This window comes from uncultured Parasphingorhabdus sp. (genome assembly GCF_963975555.1).
Lineage (GTDB): Bacteria > Pseudomonadota > Alphaproteobacteria > Sphingomonadales > Sphingomonadaceae > Parasphingorhabdus.
Window position 1 is genome coordinate 41,963 of the sequence record NZ_CAXBHH010000008.1, and the last position, 16,175, is coordinate 58,137.

Genomic DNA, 16,175 nt, shown 5'->3' on the forward strand with positions numbered 1-16,175 from the left:
GGGAGGTTTCCAGCATTAGTCATCTTGGATTGGAAGAGGAGGAGGGATTGCCTCTCCTCATGCGAGCCGTTAAGGACTCGCCAACTCAAAAAAGGAACATCACATGCGACCATCGGGCCGTGCGCCGGACGAAATGCGCGCCATTTCTATCGAAACCGGATTTACCAAACATGCCGAGGGAAGCTGCCTGATCAGCTTTGGCGATACGCGGGTATTGTGCACCGCCAGCGTCGAAACGAGCCTGCCACCATGGATGCGCGGCAAGGGTACCGGCTGGGTCACCGGCGAATATTCGATGCTGCCCCGCGCCACCCATACCCGTGGTTCGCGCGAAGCGGCTCGCGGCAAGCAGTCTGGCAGAACGCAGGAAATCCAGCGGCTTATCGGCCGTTCTTTGCGCTCGGTCGTCGATCTCAAGAAGCTCGGCGAGCGGCAGATCACGCTCGATTGCGATGTGATCCAGGCCGATGGCGGCACCCGGACGGCTTCGATCAGCGGTGCATGGGTTGCGCTGCGGCTGGCGGTCAACGGACTGCTCGACCAGAAAGTGCTCAAGGAAGATCCGATCCAGCAGAAGATCGCGGCGATCAGTTGCGGTATCTTTGACGGCACGCCGGTGCTCGACCTCGATTATGACGAAGACAGCAACGCCGGTGCCGACGCCAATTTCGTGCTGACCGGCGATGGCAATATCGCCGAAGCGCAAGCGACTGCCGAGGGCCAGACCTTTGACGACGAAGGCCTGATGCGCCTGATGCGGCTGGCGAAAATTGGTTGCGGCCAGATTTTCGAGGCGCAGGACAAGGCTGTCGGTTAGAGTTTAGAAGAAAAGAAGAACAGCGTCATGCCAGCGAAGGCTGGCATCCAAGCCAATATTGCGAGACTCACAATCATTGGTTTGGGCCCCAGCCTTCGCTGGGGTGACGAATGAGGGAATGGAATGACCACCAATAATCCAAACCGCAAACTCGCCCCCGGACGCCTGATCATCGCCAGCCATAATCAGGGCAAGGTGCGGGAAATCCGGGCGTTGTTGGAACCTTATGGCATCGAACCGGTATCGGCGGGTGACCTCGATCTGCCCGAACCGGAAGAGACCGGAACCACCTTTGCCGAGAACGCGCTGCTCAAGGCGCGGGCCAGTGCCAAGGGCACGAATTGCGTGGCGCTGGCGGATGACAGCGGGCTGTGCGTGGCTGCGCTGGGCGGCAAGCCGGGGGTTTACACCGCTGACTGGGCCAAACGGCAATGGTTCGAGGGCGAGCCGGGCCGCGACTGGTATATGGCGATGGGCAAGGTCGAGGGAAAGCTGGCCGAGCAAGGGCTTGATGTCGACCGCAGCGCTTATTTTGCCTGCACGCTGGCGCTGGCCTGGCCGGATGGGCATTCGGAGGTTTTCGAGGGTCGTGTCGAGGGCAATCTCGTTTGGCCCCCGCGCGGGACCTTGGGTTTCGGCTATGATCCGGTGTTCCAGCCGAATGGTTTTAAAGAGACTTTTGCCGAGCTCGATCCGGCGCAGAAACAGGCGATGAGCCACCGGGCGGATGCGTTCCGGAAACTGGTTGGGGCTTGTTTTTGAACTGTCACCCCAGCGAAGGCTGGGGCCTATACCAAGGGCGGTGAGACTCGCATAGGCGGGTTGGATGCCAGCCTTCGCTGGCATGACGCCTCAACCCTTCAACGGATCGCGCCCAACAATATTCCCCGCCGGACCATAACGACAGACCAGAAAATCATCGCGCGCATTGCTCGCCACCGCGCAGCCTACGCGCAGGCTGGTTGGCCAGATGATCTGGGTATAATGGGCGACATCGCCCCAGGTTCCGGTATTGCTGCTGTCGGGAAATAGCCCGCGCTTGAAATAGCGGTCCTCGTCAACCCAGGCCCCGATCATTTCGCCATAACTATAGGCATCGCGGGTGCCCATCCAGAGATTCTCGCCCTGCCGCGGGTTGCGGCCGGTCTGCGGGTCATGGGCAAATTTTCCAGTGCGAGCCAGAGTAGCAGCATAGACGGCAGCGTCCTTCGCCAGTTCCGCGTTCCAGACCAGTTTCGGCGCGCCGACCTTGGCCCGCGCGTCATTATGCGCCCGCATCATCGCGCTTTGCAGACGAGTGTCGCCGCGCGGCTCCGGCGTCATGCTGGTCCGTTCTTCCACCACCGTGGTCGGTGCCGGACTATGCGACGTCCCGGCCGAACAGGCGGCAAAGGCTGGCGTGATCAGAAGGATCGGGCTAAGGGCGCGAAATATATGCATGAACTAGCCTCTACAACGGAAAATCTGAACAGGAGTGATATGGGGCCTCTCGCCCTCTATATCCACTGGCCGTTCTGCGTCTCCAAATGTCCCTATTGCGATTTCAACAGCCATGTCCGCGATCAGGTCGATGTGGCGGCTTGGCAGAGCGCCCTGCTCGCCGACATGGCGCATGAGGCGAAGCTGACTTCGGGACGCAAGCTGTCGAGCATCTTCTTCGGTGGCGGCACGCCCTCGCTGATGCCGCCAACGCTGGTCGAGACGCTGATCAAGGCAGCGGAGCGCCATTGGGGCTTTGCCGATAATATCGAGATCACGCTGGAGGCCAATCCGTCATCGGTCGAGGCGGCGAATTTTCACGATCTCGCCAGGGCCGGGGTAAACCGGGTATCGCTCGGCCTGCAATCGCTCGACGACCAGACGCTGGAATTTCTCGGCCGCGCTCATGATGTCGAGGAAGGCCTCGCCGCACTCGACACCGCGCAGCAGGCGTTCGACCGGGTCAGCTTTGACCTGATCTACGCCCGCCCCGGGCAGTCGCTCAAAGACTGGCAGGCCGAACTCGACCGCGCGCTGAGCTTTGGCACCGGCCACCTGTCGCTCTATCAACTGACCATCGAACCGGGCACGCGGTTCGAGACATTGGTGCGCACCGGCAAGCTGATCCCGGCAGACGATGACCATTGCGCCGATCTGTTCGAACTCAACCGCAGCATCATGACCGCAGCCGGTCTGCCCGCTTATGAAATCAGCAACCACGCGAAGCCCGGTCAGGAAAGCCGCCATAATCTGACTTACTGGCGCTATCAGGATTATGTCGGCATCGGCCCCGGCGCGCACGGTCGGCGTTTGAACAGCGCGACCGAGCGGCACAAGAAACCCGAGAATTTCCTGTCGGCGGTGGAACGCAACGGCAATGGCCTGAAGGTCGAGCAGGCGCTTTCGCCGGAAACGCGGGCGATGGAAGCGCTGATGATGGGGCTGCGGCTGGCCGAGGGCATCGATTTGGCCGATCTCGAAGCGAAGACCGGGCTGGCGGTTGCGGCGATGGTGGATGGCGCGGAAGTGGAGAAGCTTCGCGGGCTTGGATTTGTCGAGCAGCGCGATGGTCGCCTGACGATCCTCCCCAAGGGCATGCCTTTGCTTGATGCGTTGCTGCCAAAGATTATCGCGCTGTAATTGCCCTCTCCCACGGGGCGAGGCAACAAGCCTTGGCAATTCATTGCCTTAGGCGCAGTCGGTGAGGGGTTTTAACCAACTCGACTGTTCCAACCCCTCACCGAGTTGCGCTAGCGAGCAAGCTCGCAAGCTTCACTTGCCTCTCCCTTTGGGAGAGGAAAGTTGGACTTCAATTGCGGGTCTGCTAGATAATCTCCGTTCGCCCTGAGCCTGTCGAAGGGTGGATAGACGCCATGCTTCGACAGGCTCAGCACGAACGGGTTTTATGGCCGATAGCAGTCAAACACTCATCAACGACTTCGCCCGTCACCTCCGCGACGACCGGCGGCGGTCCCAGCATACGGTGCGTGCTTATGTCATCACGGCCGAACGTTTTTGTGCGTTTCTGACGGACCATATCGGCGGCGGTGTCGGCGCGGACGAGATCAGGGCGCTGCAACAAGCGGATATCCGCTCCTATCTAGCCTATAGACGCGGCGACGGGCTGACCAACAATAGCGCGGCGCGGGAATTGTCGGCGTTGCGGGCGTTTCTGAAACATGTCGGGGGCGATGAGGCACAAATTCCGAAGATCAAGGGCCCCAAGGTCAAGCGCGGCGTCCCGCGACCGGTCGCGCCCGATGATATATTGGCGCTGGCCGGCGACGCGCAGGACAGCGCCAGCGAGGATTGGGTCGGCGCGCGGGACTGGGCGGTGCTGCTATTGCTCTATGGTTCCGGCCTGCGGATCAGCGAGGCGCTCGACCTCACCGCCGATGCCCTGCCCCTGTCCGACACATTGCGGGTCACCGGCAAGCGCAGCAAGGTCCGGATCGTACCGCTGCTGCCCAAGGTGCGCGAGGCAATCGAACATTATATCGACCTGTGCCCGCATGTGATGGAGCCGGGCGAACCGATTTTCCGCGGCAAGCGCGGTGGCCCGCTCTCCCCCAATCTGATCCGCCGCGTGGTCCAGCAAGCACGGACCAAGCTCGGCCTGTCCGAAAGCACCACGCCTCATGCCCTACGGCATAGTTTTGCCACGCATTTGCTGGCGGGCGGTGCAGATTTGCGGAGCCTGCAGGAATTACTGGGGCACGCTAGTTTGAGCAGCACGCAGGTCTATACGGCGGTCGATACGGCGCATTTGCTGGATGTGTATCAGAATGCGCATCCCCGGGCGGGGTAGGAATATTGTCGGTCTAGAGTCCGCTGGGAGGAAAATCGGGCATTGGAAACACGCTAGCTGCCGGTCCGCTAGCGCCCCAATTGTTGTCGTTCAGGTGCAAACTAGCATTTCCCAATTGCGGACGTCTACCCCCACTCACAACCGCCATACCGATGCCCAGAACAACGAGATCCAATTTATATGAGTCCACAAATGCCCGTTATTCTCAGCGACAGGACGCGATTGCGCCGGTATCCTGCGCTTCTTGAATAGGCGGACAAGGAACGGAACCAAAGGAGCAGTAAACGCAGCAATCACCCTTATTGGGTCGTAAAACAGTGTCGCACCCCTTGCAATCATAGAAGAACTGACAGGCATCAGTCGGCATGGTTTCGGTTTCCTGATGCCCGCAATCGGGACATGTCAATCTGGATTGAGGCTGCATCACAGATCCGGCCGGCGAGTCTGTGGGCTGGCCGGATAGCCAGCATTAGCCGATGCAGAAGCAATTGCGTATGCATCGGTGCGTTTGGGATCAAATTTCACTCTTGCGGTTTTTGCTTGAAAATCGACATCGACAGAAGATACGCCGCTAACTTTGCTCATTGCCTTATTGACCGTAATCGGACAGGCGGTGCAGGTCATTTTCTCGATATTGAATGTTTGGGTTTTGAGGGCATTTTGTGATGCCGCTTCTGTAACGGCGTGTGCGTCGGAAGTTGGCAACAAATTCAATGCACCTAGCCCGCCTGCTCCAAGGGCAACAACGACTGAACATATCAAATAAGCGCGTTTCATAAGCTTTCTCCTAGTAGAAAAATGGTGCCCACCAATCGATTGAGATCGATAGAGCGATTAATAGTGTTCCCACCCAGAGGGCCATTTTCGTGATGATCGCTGATTGCGGGCGAGCACAATAGGAGCCGTCTTCACAGACAGGCTTTACGCGGAAATAGACATGCCAGAAACCGGCGGTCAGAAATCCGAGGGTCACTGCCACAAAATACCATTTATAGGGTTCGAGCGCGGTTAGATTGCCGATCCACGCTCCGCTAACTCCAAGTGTTACAAGGATGAGCGGTGCGATGCAGCAGGACGATGCCATTATGGCTCCGGAGATGCCACCAACAGCCCACCAGCTACGTTTGTCCGGTGATTGAGCGGGCATTTCTCTCTGAACAGTCTCGGACAATATGTAATCTTTCGTTGCGATTGATCTTCGATGGAGATAACTATAATCCCTGTAGTAACTACAGGAACAAGAACTTTTTATGCAGCCATCTGTCAAGCGCGGAAAACTGGCGAAAATCGCCGGGTGCAACATCGAGACAATACGGTATTACGAGAATATCGAGCTGCTCAGAGCAGTGGATCGCACAAGCAGTGGTCACAGAGTCTATTCGTTCGAAGATCAGGCTAGGCTCCGTTTTATTCTGCGAGCGCGGGAACTTGGATTTTCAATTGCTGAACTGAGAGAACTTCTCAGTTTGGTCGATTCCCACGAATATACGTGTGGTGAAGTGCTGGCAGTAACCAACGATCATATTACCAATATTCAACAGAAAATATCCGACTTGAAACGCTTGGAAAAAACCTTGTTAGACATGGCGCAAGAATGCGATGGTGGCGAAGTCCCAGACTGCGCCATAGTCGATACGATGTTTCAATAGGGATCGCGGGGGCTGAGGTCGGCTTTCGGGGTAAAGCTGTCATTCCCGTAGGAGTGTTTAATGACCGCTTGTCACCCAGTAGTTGCCATTAAAAACAACCGGAGTTGGCGTCCGTTTTCGGGAATGAACGGACACCCTCAATTCACCAAGCCCGCCTCGCCCCTCCCCCGACCGCCAGAAAATAATCCGCCAGACATGAACCACGACCAGCAACCCGATCACGCCCAGTGACACAGGCTCCAGATATTGCCCCTCCATGTTAACGGGATGTTTGCCTTATCCTGTTAAGACTGTCGGTTTTCTGCCGTTAAATATCTTGACGGGATTTTCCCAACCAGAGTCAAATTATGAAAATGACCGCGCCAGCAGAATATAGGACCAATGCCACGCCGCTGAATTTGCCTGAAATTGCCCCAAGCCAAATCCACAGCATCATGCTGGGTCGCGTGCTTTCGATCGGCAACTCCAGTCAGATAGCCATGTTGATTGCAGCGGCGCTGATCGGTTTTGGGGTCATCGGTATTGGCAATGAAAAACTGATGTGGATCCTGATCGCGGTTCAAGCTGTGCTCCAGCGGGTCGTCGCGGCGGTCAACAGGATGTTGCAACGCAAGCTGGATGCCCATCAGCCTGACCGTTTCCCCTTTGCACTATTTGTCTTCCTGAAAGGACTGACGGGGGCCGTCTGGGGGCTCATGATGCTGCCGGTTGTGGCCCATCTGGGAAGCGGGCCTGGACCGCTACTCATATGCGTGACATTGATCGTTACCATCACAATTTCCGCAATGCTGACGACAGCCGTCTGGAGCATCAGCGTTGCCGCCATCACAGGCTTTTTCCTGACCTTATTTCCACAGACCGTGTATTTCTATGATGTCCTCGGACCGGTTCCGTTGGTTGTCGCTCTGGTTCTGTCTCCGACATTGATCTGGATAACGAGAGAGCAATCCAAACAAGTCAGATCTGCGCTTGTCAACGAGCTGCAAAATGAACGGCTTGCGCTCCACCTCGAAGATGCCCTGCAACAGTCTGATTATCTCGCAAAACATGACAGCCTGACCGGCCTGCTCAACCGCCGCGCATTTCAGTCGAAATTGCAGACGCTTCGCCACGAACAACCGGAAGCGGCGATTTCTCTCATCCTGATTGATCTCGATCATTTCAAAAAAATAAACGACAATTTTGGGCACGAGACGGGTGATGCTGTGCTGGTTTCCACCGCAGATATTATCGATAGCGTCACCAGACCGGATGACTTGTCCGCACGCTGCGACGAAGCGACTGCGCGTTGGGGCGGCGAGGAGTTTATCATCGCTCTGGTCGGATGTCCGCTAGAGGCTGCTGCCTCGGTATCGGAACGCCTGCGCGTCCGGATTGCCGGCCAGGCCGATCCGCAATGGCCAGAGGGGCTGAGCGTGACGGGTTCTTTCGGCGTTTCGTTATGGGATCATCAAGAGGATCTGGCCGTCGGCATCGCGCAAGCGGACAAGGCGATGTATCGTGCGAAGATCTCCGGCCGCAACCAGGTTGAACTGGCGCCTCGATAGATAATCAGGACGATATTGAAGCAGAATGCTGTTCTGTCGGCTCGCGCTGGTCTCAGCCAGCCATTTGCCGGGAGCAGACCATATTCCGCGTCAATCCTCTTCCGGTCGCCAGAAGATAATCCGCCAGACATAGACGACCACCAGCAACCCGATCACACCCAGTGACACCGGCCCGAGATATTGCCCGATATCCTCGACATTCTGCTGCAGCATATAGCCGGCATAGACCAAGGCGCTATTCCAGACGGCTGCGCCTGCGCTGGTCGCGAGGATGAAGCGTTTGTGCGACATCCCGAACAGGCCGGCCGGAACGGAAATCATCGTCCGGATATTGGGAATGAAGCGCGCGAAAAACACCACCCATTGGCCATGGTCGTCAAATATGCGGTCGATCTTGTTCACCGCCTTGACGTCGAGCGTCAACCAGCGCCCATATTTGCGGACGAATGCGCGGACGTCATCCTCGTTCCAGTGGCGGCCGACCATGAACCAGAAATAATTGCCGGCCAGCGAACCGATCGTGCCGACCAGCACCAGCGCAACAGGGTGAAACGTCCCCTGCCCGACGCCGACGCCGCCGAGCCCCATGATCAGTTCGGACGGGATCGGCGGGAAGATATTTTCCAGAGCCATGAGCAGCGCAATGGCCCAATAGCCGCCCTGTTCGATCAGGTCTGTGACCCAGTTGCTCATCGCCCATGGTCCACCGCGCGATTATTGTTCGGCAAGCCGCCGCTCGATCGCATCCCAGATCATACCCGAAGTATCGGTACCGTTGAAATTGTCGATCGCGACAATACCGGTCGGCGAGGTCACGTTGATTTCGGTCAGCCATTTGCCGCCGATCACGTCGATGCCGACAAAGATCAGGCCAAGACGCTTCAGATCGGGACCCATTGCCGCGCAGATTTCCTTCTCGCGCTCGGTCAGCTCCGCCGCTTCGGCGTAACCTCCCTGTGCCAGATTGCTGCGGAATTCGCCTTCGCCGGGCTTGCGGTTGATCGCGCCGGCATATTCGCCGTCGATCAGCACGATGCGCTTGTCACCCTGATGCACTTCGGGGAGGAAAGGCTGGACCATATGCGGTTCCGGCCAGGTCTGGTTAAACACCTCGAACAGAGCGCTGAGATTGCTGCCGTCTTCCGGCACCAGGAAGATCGCCTTGCCACCATTGCCGTGCAGCGGCTTGACGACAATGCCGCCATGTTCCTTCTGGAAGGCGCGCACTTCGTCGAGGTCGCGGGTGATCAGGGTTGGCGGCATGAACTGCGCGTAATCAAGCACATAGACTTTCTCCGGCGCGTTGCGGACGGAGACCGGATTGTTGACCACCAGAGTCTCGCCCTCTATGCGTTCCAGTAAATGCGTCGCGGTGATATAACCGACGTGAAAGGGCGGGTCCTGACGCATCAGCACGACATCGACATCGCTGCCGAGGTCGAGTTTTACGGACTCGCCAAAGGTGAAATGGTCACCCTTGACCGGCTGCACCGTCACCGGATGAGCGGGCGTGGTCAGGCGGCCATTGGCCTGCAGAGTCAGGCCCTTCACGTCATAATGGAAAATCTGATGCCCGCGTTTCTGGGCGGAGAGCATCAGCGCGAAGCTGCTGTCTCCTGCAATGTTCACGGTCTCCATCGGGTCCATCTGTACGGCGATTTTCAGGGTCATTTGCTTGCTTTCATTCACATTATGCTGCTTTTGACGAACCATAACCGTTCATCCTGAGCTTGTCGAAGGACCTTTTGGTTTACCGTCACAAAGGAAAAATTCGCGCTCGGCCCCGTCTTTCACATAACGTGGCTCGTCAAAACCCGTGCCAGACGTTGGTGAGATGGATCGGCAGGCGGCGCGGGGTGACCAATATAACGTCGATCCGCGCGTCTTCGCCTTTGGTACAATATTCGGAATAGAGAATTTCAACCGCCGCCGCGACGCGTTTGAGACGGCGTTCGTCGACTGCCAGCGCCAGATCTTCCAGCTTGGTCCGCGCTTTCACCTCGACAAAGGCGACGAGCCCGCCGCGCTTGGCGACCAGATCGACCTCGCCGCGCGGGGTGCGCACCCGTTCGGCCAATATCCGCCAGCCTTTCAGGCGAAGAAAACGGGCCGCGGTCTTTTCGGCCTGACGGCCGCGCTTCTCGGCGGCCTCCCGTTTCATTTTTCAAATACCGTTTGTGATTCTAGCACCACCGTTCGTGCTGAGCTTGTCGAAGCACTTCGACCCTCGATACACCGCAAGTCCGCCAGAGCCCCTTCGAGAGGCCCAGGGCGAATGGTGCGGGATCGACGAGCGTTCATTTTTCCGACTTCCAGCGATTGGTCAGTTCGTACAGCGCCTTGCGGTCGGTGTTGAACGCCTTTGCTACCTCGCCCGCCGCTTTCGATGCCGGTAGCCGCACCAATGCTTCGCGCAGCGCTGCCTCGATATCCGCTTCGCTGGCCGCTTCCGGCGCGCCCGGCGGGCCGATGATCACGACGATCTCGCCCTTTGGCTTTTCCGCGCCATAGCGGGCGGCCAGCTCGCTCAGCGAACCGGCCACGGCTTCCTCGAATCTTTTGGTGATTTCACGCACAACCGCCGCCTTGCGGTCGCCGAGCACAGCCAGCGAGTCGGCCAGCATCGCGCCGAGCCGGGAGCCGTTCTCGTAAAAGATCAGACTCGCGTTGAGCGTCTTCAGCGCGGCAAGAGATTCGCTTCGCGCCTTTGTCTTGCTCGGCAGAAAGCCTTCGAAAAGAAACCGGTCGCTGGGCAGTCCGGACAGGATCAAAGCCGCAATCGCAGCGCTCGGACCGGGAATCGTCGTTACATAGAGGCCTGCCACCTGGGCATCGCGGACCAGCTTGTAGCCGGGGTCGGAGATCAAAGGCGTCCCCGCATCACTGACCAGTGCGACAATTTTACATCGCACCGCGTCCAAAATAGCCTCTCGGTCGACCGCCGACTTATGGTCGTTATAGACCATCATTCTGGTCTTTTTACCAATATGATTCAAGAGCTTGGCAGTAACTCTTGTATCTTCGACCAGGATGATATCGGCGCAAGCGAGGGTTTCCTCGGCGCGGCGTGACAAATCTCCAAGGTTGCCGATTGGGGTGGCAACGATATAGAGACCGGGTTGGGTAGGAGCAGACATATGACGGTCATGGCAGACAAGGTGTATCAAGGACAAGATCAAAGCAGAAGGCGCAGCTTTTTGAAGTGGACCGGCGTTTCGGCTTTTGTTTTTCTCGCAGGCTGCGCAACGGTCGTTCCGCGGGGAGCAGAAGCGCCGCCAACAGCCACCCCGACACCGTCACCGGTGACCGCGGGACTGCCCGACGACCAGAAACATCACCGTATTGCCCTGCTGGTGCCATTGTCCGGTAAAAATGCCGGCATCGGCCAGTCGCTAGCCAATGCGACGACCATGGCGCTGCTTGATACCAAGGCGGAGAATATCCGCATGACCAGCTATGACACGGCCAAAGGCGTGACCGCAGCGGCGCAAAGCGCGATCCGCGACGGCAACAAGCTGATCATCGGCCCCCTGCTCAGCGACAATGTTGTCGCGACGGCGAATATTGCTCGTCCCGCCGGCGTACCGATATTGAGTTTTTCCAATGACAGCGGGGTTGCCGGTAACAATGTCTTCATTCTAGGCCATGTCCCGTCGCAGTCGATCGACCGGGTCGTGGGATATGCAAAATCAAAAGGCATGTCGCGCTTCGCGGCGCTGGTTCCCAATGGCGTTTACGGACAACGCGCTTCCTCTACCCTGCTGCGCAGCGTCAAGGATGCCGGCGGCACGGTGGTTTCGATCCAGACGTTCAATCGTGATGCCAAGTCGCTGGAAGCCGCTTCCAGGAAACTTGCCCAAAATGGCGATTTCGAAGCAGTGCTGATAGCCGACAATGGCGACATGGCGATCAAGGCCGCTCCCTATATTCGCAAGAATGCCAGCGAAACAGCGAAAATCCTCGGCACAGACCTGTGGAATACCAGCAGCAACCTGGCCGGCGCACCCTCGATAAGAGGGGCCTGGTTCGCCAGCGTTTCGGATAGCCTGTACAAGCAATATGCCGACAAATATCGCGCTCGCTATGGCACGGCGCCATTCCGGCTATCGAGCCTCGGCTATGATTCGGTGCTGTTGACGGTCAAGGTCGCGCGCGACTGGAAAGTGGGATCGCCCTTCCCGATCAACAAGCTGACCGACAAGGGCGGATTCATCGGCCTCGACGGCGTCTTCCGGTTCAAGGCCGATGGCGTTTCGGAGCGCGCGCTGGAAGTTCAGGAAATCCGCAGCGGAAGCTTTGTCGTGGTTGATCCGGCACCCAAAGGTTTTTGATCAACCGCTTCCTTACCGACTGGTAATGAAATCTCCTCATCCTGAACTTGTTTCAGGACCCCTTGATTTAGCGCGCTGCCGTTGGAGGTCCTGAAACAAGTTCAGGATGACGGTTTAATTCTGGATGACGATCAATTCCGGATGGTGATTGTCAGATCAACCGATATTCTGACCGGTCGATTCCCAATCCTTCAGAAAGCCTTCGAGGCCCTTGTCGGTCAGCACATGTTTGAACAGGTTGCGGATGACGTTGGGCGGCATGGTTCCGACATCGGCGCCGATGCGGGCTGATTCGAGCACGTGAATAGGGTGGCGGATCGAAGCGACCAGGATTTCCGTGTCAAAGGCGTAGTTGTCGTAGATCAGCCGGATGTCTTCGATCAGCGTCATGCCATCTAGACCATTGTCATCATGGCGTCCAACGAACGGCGAGATGAAGCTGGCGCCGGCCTTGGCCGCGAGCAGTGCCTGATTGGCAGAGAAGCATAATGTGACATTGACCATCGTGCCTTCGCTGGTCAGCGCCTTGCAGGTTTTCAGCCCGTCGATCGTCAATGGCACCTTGATGCAGACATTGTCTGCGATCTTGCGCAGCACTTCGGCCTCTTTCATCATCGTCTCGTGATCGAGCGCGATGACTTCGGCGGAAACCGGTCCGTCGGTCAGGCCGCAGATTTCCTTGGTAACTTCCATGATATCGCGACCGGATTTCTTGATCAGCGACGGGTTGGTGGTGACGCCGTCGACCATGCCGGTCGCAGCAAGGTCAGCGATTTCTGCGGTATCGGCTGTATCTACAAAGAATTTCATCGGTCTGGCTCCAGAAATAGGAAAAAAGCGGCTGTTACGATTTGCCTATCCGCTTTCCGCGAGGCGTGAAACTGCCGCCCCGCCTTTGCAGCCAGAAAGCTGTGGATAGATTGGGGGAAAATTGCGGGATAAAATGCCCTTAAAATGCCTTTCCAACGCCCAGCACGGCAATGAGCAAGGGATCATTGGTGGCACGCGGATTGGCGCGAATCGATTCTTCCTGTGCGCCGATCGAGCGATAGATGGCGTCGCTGACCTTGTTGGTCACATCGCGGCTGACGCTGGAAAAATCGACATTGGTAGCTTGCGAGAGCACGAGATTGATAATTTCATTGTCGAACAATCTCAGCCCATTGCCGACGCCGGGCAGCATCCGGTCGACCAGTGTATTGCCCAGCTGGCCCTGCAGCAGGCTGGTGGCGGCGCGCGGTCCGCCGTTAATGATCGCGGCTGCGTCGGCGATGCTCATATTGCGGATGGTTTCCGCGACGATCGGAGCGGCGAGTTCGGCACCGGTTTCTGCTGCCCGGTTAACCTGTTTCAGCAGGCGGTCCTGAATCGGCTTGGAGCGCAACAGGGCCGTTGCGACGCTGGTCACCCGCGACCCACCCAGAGAATCCGGCACGGAAATTCGGGCTACCTCACTATCGAAGAAACCATTCGGCTGGAGCAGTTCGGCAAAGGCGTTTTGTGAAGACAGGGTGAGAAGCCGTTTTATGGCCTCGGTCAGGCTGAGACCCGGCAGGCTTGAACAGCCGGGAAGCACCAGCAATCCGGCGACAACGCCAAAGCCCAAAATCGATCTGCGATGATAGATCATTACTCTCTCCTGTTTTCGTCAAAGCAAGAATGACGGATGATGATAAGCTGCCTATAGCATGAATATGAATCGCGTTCGTGTACTCCTCCTTAATGCCGCTCTGGGCCCGCTCGATTACCGTGTCCCCGACGGCATGCAGGTCGAGCCCGGTTCGATCGTGATGGCACCGCTTGGCCCGCGCAAACTGCCCGGAGTCGTGTGGGAGGCCGAGAGTTTTCCGGTCGAGGAGATTGACCCGAAGAAGCTGCGCCCCTTGCTGGAGGTTCGCGATGTACCGCCGTTGCGTGCGCCATTGCGGCGGCTGATCGAATGGACGGCGGCTTATTATTTCGCCTCTCCCGCATCGGTATTGCGCATGGTCCTTTCCAGCGGAGCCGCCTTTGCCGACAATCGCCCGATCAGCGAATATCGCCTGAACGGCTCGGTACCGGACCGGTTAACGCCGCAACGCAAACAGGCGCTCGAAAAATTGATCGGCGTGCAAGGGACGATCAGCGAACTGGCCAATAAGGCCGGTGTATCGATCGCAGTGATCCGGGGGCTGGAAAAGCTGGGCGTGTTTGACCGGGAAGACGTTTCCCCGTTTGCCACCAGTGCCAAGCCCTTGCCCGATTTCGACACGGTTGATCTCAGCGAGGATCAGCAGAGGGTCAGCAATATATTGATCGAGGCGGTCCGAGCATCTGAGTTCAAACCCTTTTTGCTCGACGGTGTAACCGGCTCGGGCAAGACCGAGGTCTATTTTGAAGCGGTCGCCGAAGCCTTGCGTCAGGACAAGCAGGTGCTGGTGCTGTTGCCCGAAATCGCGCTGACCGAGCCATTTCTCGACCGGTTCCATGCGCGGTTCGGGGCTGAGCCTCTCGCCTGGCACAGCGGAATGAAACAGTCGGAACGCAAGAAAAACTGGCGGGCGCTGGCCGAGGGCAACGCCAAGGTGATCGTCGGTGCGCGTTCCGCCCTGTTCCTGCCCTACGCCAAACTGGGACTGATCATCGTCGACGAAGCCCACGAGACCAGCTTCAAGCAGGAAGACGGAGTCCGCTACCACGCCCGCGATGTCGCGGTGATGCGCGGGCTTTACGAGAAGATTCCGGTCATATTGGCCTCCGCCACGCCGGCGATCGAGAGCCGCCATCAGGTCGAGCAGGGCAATTATGAGCTGCTCGAACTGCCAGCGCGTTTTGGCGGGGCGACGATGCCCGATATCGAGGCGCTGGACCTGACCGAGGATGTGCCGCCGCGCGGAAGCTGGCTGGCACCGACGCTGGTGAACGCACTGGAGGAAAATCTGGAGCGCGGCGAGCAGTCGCTGTTGTTCCTGAACCGGCGCGGTTTTGCGCCGCTGACCCTCTGCCGGACTTGCGGCCACCGGATCGACTGCCCCAATTGCACGGCCTGGATGGTCGAGCATCGCCTGACCCGCCGCCTCGCCTGCCACCATTGCGGCCATGTCATGCCGATCCCGGAAAAATGCCCGGAATGCGGTGACGAAGACAGTCTGGTGGCCTGCGGTCCCGGAGTTGAAAGGATTTGCGACGAGGTCAAGATGCTGTTCCCGCAGGCCCGGACCGCGATCGTCACTTCGGACACGATTTGGTCACCGCAGAAAGCCGCCGATTTCGTCCACCAGATGGAAGCGGGAGCGATCGATATCGTCGTCGGCACCCAGCTGGTGACCAAGGGCTATCATTTCCCCAATCTGACTTTGGTCGGCGTGGTCGACGCGGATATCGGGCTGGAAGGCGGCGACCTGCGCGCCGCCGAACGCAGTTTCCAGCAGATCGCGCAGGTTGCCGGGCGGGCCGGTCGCGCCGAAAAGCCTGGCCGTGTCTATGTCCAGACCCGGATGCCGAACGCGCCGGTGATCCAGGCGCTGATCAAGAATGACCGGGAAGGTTTCTATGCCGCCGAGATTGAATCACGGCGACAGGCTCTCGCTCCGCCATTCGCCCGCTGGGCCGCGATCATCGTGTCGTCCGAGGATAATAAGGAAGCGATGGAAACGGCGCGCCTGATCGGACAGACCGCTCCCAAGCTCGACGGATTTTCGGTTTACGGCCCTGCCCCTGCCCCGCTGGCGATGCTACGCGGACGGCACCGCCATCGGTTGCTGGTCCACGCGCTGCGGTCGGTCGACTTGCAGAATATCATGCGCGAATGGCTGGAACAGCTGGAATGGCCTCGCGCGGTACGGGTCGGGGTGGACGTCGACCCCTATAGTTTTGTCTGATTCCCTGTACCGCTAAGGGGATTGGGTGGGCGAGGTATCAACCGGTTCGATGCCGGTTTTTGCTTAGATATCGCGCGGGCTCGCTTGCGCTCGCAACTACCCCAACCCCTCCTTTGAAAAGGAGGGGCTAAAGGAAGTTCAAAAGTCCTTTGAATATTGCACATATTTGAAGCATGAGCCGAAC

At 58.2% G+C, this 16,175-nt stretch carries 18 protein-coding genes; 8 read left to right on the forward strand and 10 right to left on the reverse strand.

Features of this window, described 5'->3' with window-relative positions; all coding sequences use genetic code 11:
* Positions 1-103: 103 nt before the first annotated feature.
* Together rph and rdgB are read left to right on the forward strand one after the other, a co-directional pair.
* On the forward strand, positions 104-817 hold the full coding sequence (gene rph, locus AAC060_RS13980; RefSeq protein ID WP_339693106.1) for a ribonuclease PH: 714 nt from the start codon (positions 104-106) through the stop codon (positions 815-817).
* A gap of 123 nt (positions 818-940) precedes the next feature.
* Positions 941-1,579: an RdgB/HAM1 family non-canonical purine NTP pyrophosphatase gene (gene rdgB, locus AAC060_RS13985; RefSeq protein ID WP_339827242.1), complete on the forward strand. Its 639-nt coding sequence runs from the start codon at positions 941-943 to the stop codon at positions 1,577-1,579.
* Between the two features lie 90 nt (positions 1,580-1,669).
* Here rdgB and AAC060_RS13990 read toward each other — a convergent pair whose 3' ends face one another.
* The gene (locus tag AAC060_RS13990) at positions 1,670-2,257 is read right to left on the reverse strand and encodes a CAP domain-containing protein (protein WP_339827244.1); all 588 of its coding nucleotides are present in this window, start codon (positions 2,255-2,257) and stop codon (positions 1,670-1,672) included.
* A gap of 39 nt (positions 2,258-2,296) precedes the next feature.
* Here AAC060_RS13990 and hemW point away from each other — a divergent pair, with 39 nt between their 5' ends.
* Both hemW and AAC060_RS14000 read left to right on the forward strand, forming a co-directional pair.
* Positions 2,297-3,436: a radical SAM family heme chaperone HemW gene (gene hemW, locus AAC060_RS13995; RefSeq protein ID WP_339827246.1), complete on the forward strand. Its 1,140-nt coding sequence runs from the start codon at positions 2,297-2,299 to the stop codon at positions 3,434-3,436.
* Between the two features lie 265 nt (positions 3,437-3,701).
* A complete protein-coding gene (locus AAC060_RS14000; RefSeq protein ID WP_339827248.1) occupies positions 3,702-4,604 on the forward strand; it encodes a tyrosine recombinase XerC in 903 nt (300 codons plus the stop codon).
* Between the two features lie 205 nt (positions 4,605-4,809).
* On the opposite strand, the gene AAC060_RS14005 is transcribed toward AAC060_RS14000, so the two are convergent.
* The 3 genes from AAC060_RS14005 to AAC060_RS14015 are packed head-to-tail and all read right to left on the reverse strand — an operon-like array spanning position 4,810 to position 5,775.
* Entirely contained in the window at positions 4,810-5,028 is a 219-nt protein-coding gene (locus tag AAC060_RS14005) for a GDCCVxC domain-containing (seleno)protein (RefSeq protein ID WP_339827250.1), read from the reverse strand.
* On the reverse strand, positions 5,028-5,381 hold the full coding sequence (locus AAC060_RS14010) for a cation transporter (RefSeq protein WP_339827252.1): 354 nt from the start codon (positions 5,379-5,381) through the stop codon (positions 5,028-5,030). Before AAC060_RS14010 ends, AAC060_RS14005 begins: the two co-directional genes overlap by 1 nt.
* A gap of 10 nt (positions 5,382-5,391) precedes the next feature.
* Positions 5,392-5,775 carry a mercuric transporter MerT family protein gene (locus AAC060_RS14015; RefSeq protein ID WP_339827254.1) on the reverse strand — a complete coding sequence of 128 codons (384 nt, stop codon included), beginning with the start codon at positions 5,773-5,775 and terminating at the stop codon, positions 5,392-5,394.
* 79 nt (positions 5,776-5,854) lie between these two features.
* Between AAC060_RS14015 and AAC060_RS14020 the strand changes: the two genes are divergently transcribed.
* Together AAC060_RS14020 and AAC060_RS14025 are read left to right on the forward strand one after the other, a co-directional pair.
* On the forward strand, positions 5,855-6,253 hold the full coding sequence (locus AAC060_RS14020) for a helix-turn-helix domain-containing protein (RefSeq protein ID WP_339827256.1): 399 nt from the start codon (positions 5,855-5,857) through the stop codon (positions 6,251-6,253).
* A gap of 347 nt (positions 6,254-6,600) precedes the next feature.
* Complete coding sequence (locus AAC060_RS14025) at positions 6,601-7,800, forward strand: GGDEF domain-containing protein (protein ID WP_339827259.1); 1,200 nt, start codon at positions 6,601-6,603, stop codon at positions 7,798-7,800.
* Between the two features lie 90 nt (positions 7,801-7,890).
* Here AAC060_RS14025 and AAC060_RS14030 read toward each other — a convergent pair whose 3' ends face one another.
* From AAC060_RS14030 to rsmI, 4 genes are all read right to left on the reverse strand, one after another.
* Positions 7,891-8,493 carry a DedA family protein gene (locus AAC060_RS14030; RefSeq protein ID WP_339827261.1) on the reverse strand — a complete coding sequence of 201 codons (603 nt, stop codon included), beginning with the start codon at positions 8,491-8,493 and terminating at the stop codon, positions 7,891-7,893.
* A 21-nt stretch (positions 8,494-8,514) separates the two neighbouring features.
* Positions 8,515-9,471 (reverse strand): glutathione synthase, encoded by a 957-nt coding sequence (gene gshB, locus AAC060_RS14035; RefSeq protein WP_339827424.1) that lies wholly within the window; start codon positions 9,469-9,471, stop codon positions 8,515-8,517.
* Positions 9,472-9,607: 136 nt separating this feature from the next.
* Entirely contained in the window at positions 9,608-9,961 is a 354-nt protein-coding gene (locus AAC060_RS14040) for a YraN family protein (protein WP_339827263.1), read from the reverse strand.
* 136 nt (positions 9,962-10,097) lie between these two features.
* The gene (rsmI, locus tag AAC060_RS14045) at positions 10,098-10,937 is read right to left on the reverse strand and encodes a 16S rRNA (cytidine(1402)-2'-O)-methyltransferase (RefSeq protein ID WP_339827265.1); all 840 of its coding nucleotides are present in this window, start codon (positions 10,935-10,937) and stop codon (positions 10,098-10,100) included.
* Between the two features lie 60 nt (positions 10,938-10,997).
* Between rsmI and AAC060_RS14050 the strand changes: the two genes are divergently transcribed.
* Positions 10,998-12,131 (forward strand): penicillin-binding protein activator, encoded by a 1,134-nt coding sequence (locus AAC060_RS14050; protein ID WP_339827268.1) that lies wholly within the window; start codon positions 10,998-11,000, stop codon positions 12,129-12,131.
* A 156-nt stretch (positions 12,132-12,287) separates the two neighbouring features.
* On the opposite strand, the gene fsa is transcribed toward AAC060_RS14050, so the two are convergent.
* Together fsa and AAC060_RS14060 are read right to left on the reverse strand one after the other, a co-directional pair.
* On the reverse strand, positions 12,288-12,941 hold the full coding sequence (gene fsa / locus AAC060_RS14055) for a fructose-6-phosphate aldolase (RefSeq protein ID WP_339693087.1): 654 nt from the start codon (positions 12,939-12,941) through the stop codon (positions 12,288-12,290).
* A gap of 139 nt (positions 12,942-13,080) precedes the next feature.
* Entirely contained in the window at positions 13,081-13,761 is a 681-nt protein-coding gene (locus tag AAC060_RS14060; RefSeq protein WP_339827270.1) for a DUF4197 domain-containing protein, read from the reverse strand.
* Between the two features lie 64 nt (positions 13,762-13,825).
* Here AAC060_RS14060 and AAC060_RS14065 point away from each other — a divergent pair, with 64 nt between their 5' ends.
* Positions 13,826-15,991: a primosomal protein N' gene (locus AAC060_RS14065; RefSeq protein ID WP_339827426.1), complete on the forward strand. Its 2,166-nt coding sequence runs from the start codon at positions 13,826-13,828 to the stop codon at positions 15,989-15,991.
* The last annotated feature ends 184 nt before the right edge of the window (positions 15,992-16,175 follow it).

Coding starts and splice junctions, on each gene's coding strand:
- AAC060_RS14000 (WP_339827248.1), top strand. CDS start 3,702: ATGGCCGATAGCAGTCAAACACTCATCAACGACTTCGCCCGTCACCTC.
- AAC060_RS14030 (WP_339827261.1), bottom strand. CDS start 8,493: ATGAGCAACTGGGTCACAGACCTGATCGAACAGGGCGGCTATTGGGCC.
- AAC060_RS14065 (WP_339827426.1), top strand. CDS start 13,826: ATGAATCGCGTTCGTGTACTCCTCCTTAATGCCGCTCTGGGCCCGCTC.
- AAC060_RS13990 (WP_339827244.1), bottom strand. CDS start 2,257: ATGCATATATTTCGCGCCCTTAGCCCGATCCTTCTGATCACGCCAGCC.
- fsa (WP_339693087.1), bottom strand. CDS start 12,941: ATGAAATTCTTTGTAGATACAGCCGATACCGCAGAAATCGCTGACCTT.
- AAC060_RS14010 (WP_339827252.1), bottom strand. CDS start 5,381: ATGAAACGCGCTTATTTGATATGTTCAGTCGTTGTTGCCCTTGGAGCA.
- rdgB (WP_339827242.1), top strand. CDS start 941: ATGACCACCAATAATCCAAACCGCAAACTCGCCCCCGGACGCCTGATC.
- gshB (WP_339827424.1), bottom strand. CDS start 9,471: ATGACCCTGAAAATCGCCGTACAGATGGACCCGATGGAGACCGTGAAC.
- AAC060_RS14005 (WP_339827250.1), bottom strand. CDS start 5,028: ATGCAGCCTCAATCCAGATTGACATGTCCCGATTGCGGGCATCAGGAA.
- hemW (WP_339827246.1), top strand. CDS start 2,297: ATGGGGCCTCTCGCCCTCTATATCCACTGGCCGTTCTGCGTCTCCAAA.
- AAC060_RS14040 (WP_339827263.1), bottom strand. CDS start 9,961: ATGAAACGGGAGGCCGCCGAGAAGCGCGGCCGTCAGGCCGAAAAGACC.
- AAC060_RS14020 (WP_339827256.1), top strand. CDS start 5,855: ATGCAGCCATCTGTCAAGCGCGGAAAACTGGCGAAAATCGCCGGGTGC.
- rsmI (WP_339827265.1), bottom strand. CDS start 10,937: ATGTCTGCTCCTACCCAACCCGGTCTCTATATCGTTGCCACCCCAATC.
- AAC060_RS14025 (WP_339827259.1), top strand. CDS start 6,601: ATGAAAATGACCGCGCCAGCAGAATATAGGACCAATGCCACGCCGCTG.
- AAC060_RS14060 (WP_339827270.1), bottom strand. CDS start 13,761: ATGATCTATCATCGCAGATCGATTTTGGGCTTTGGCGTTGTCGCCGGA.
- rph (WP_339693106.1), top strand. CDS start 104: ATGCGACCATCGGGCCGTGCGCCGGACGAAATGCGCGCCATTTCTATC.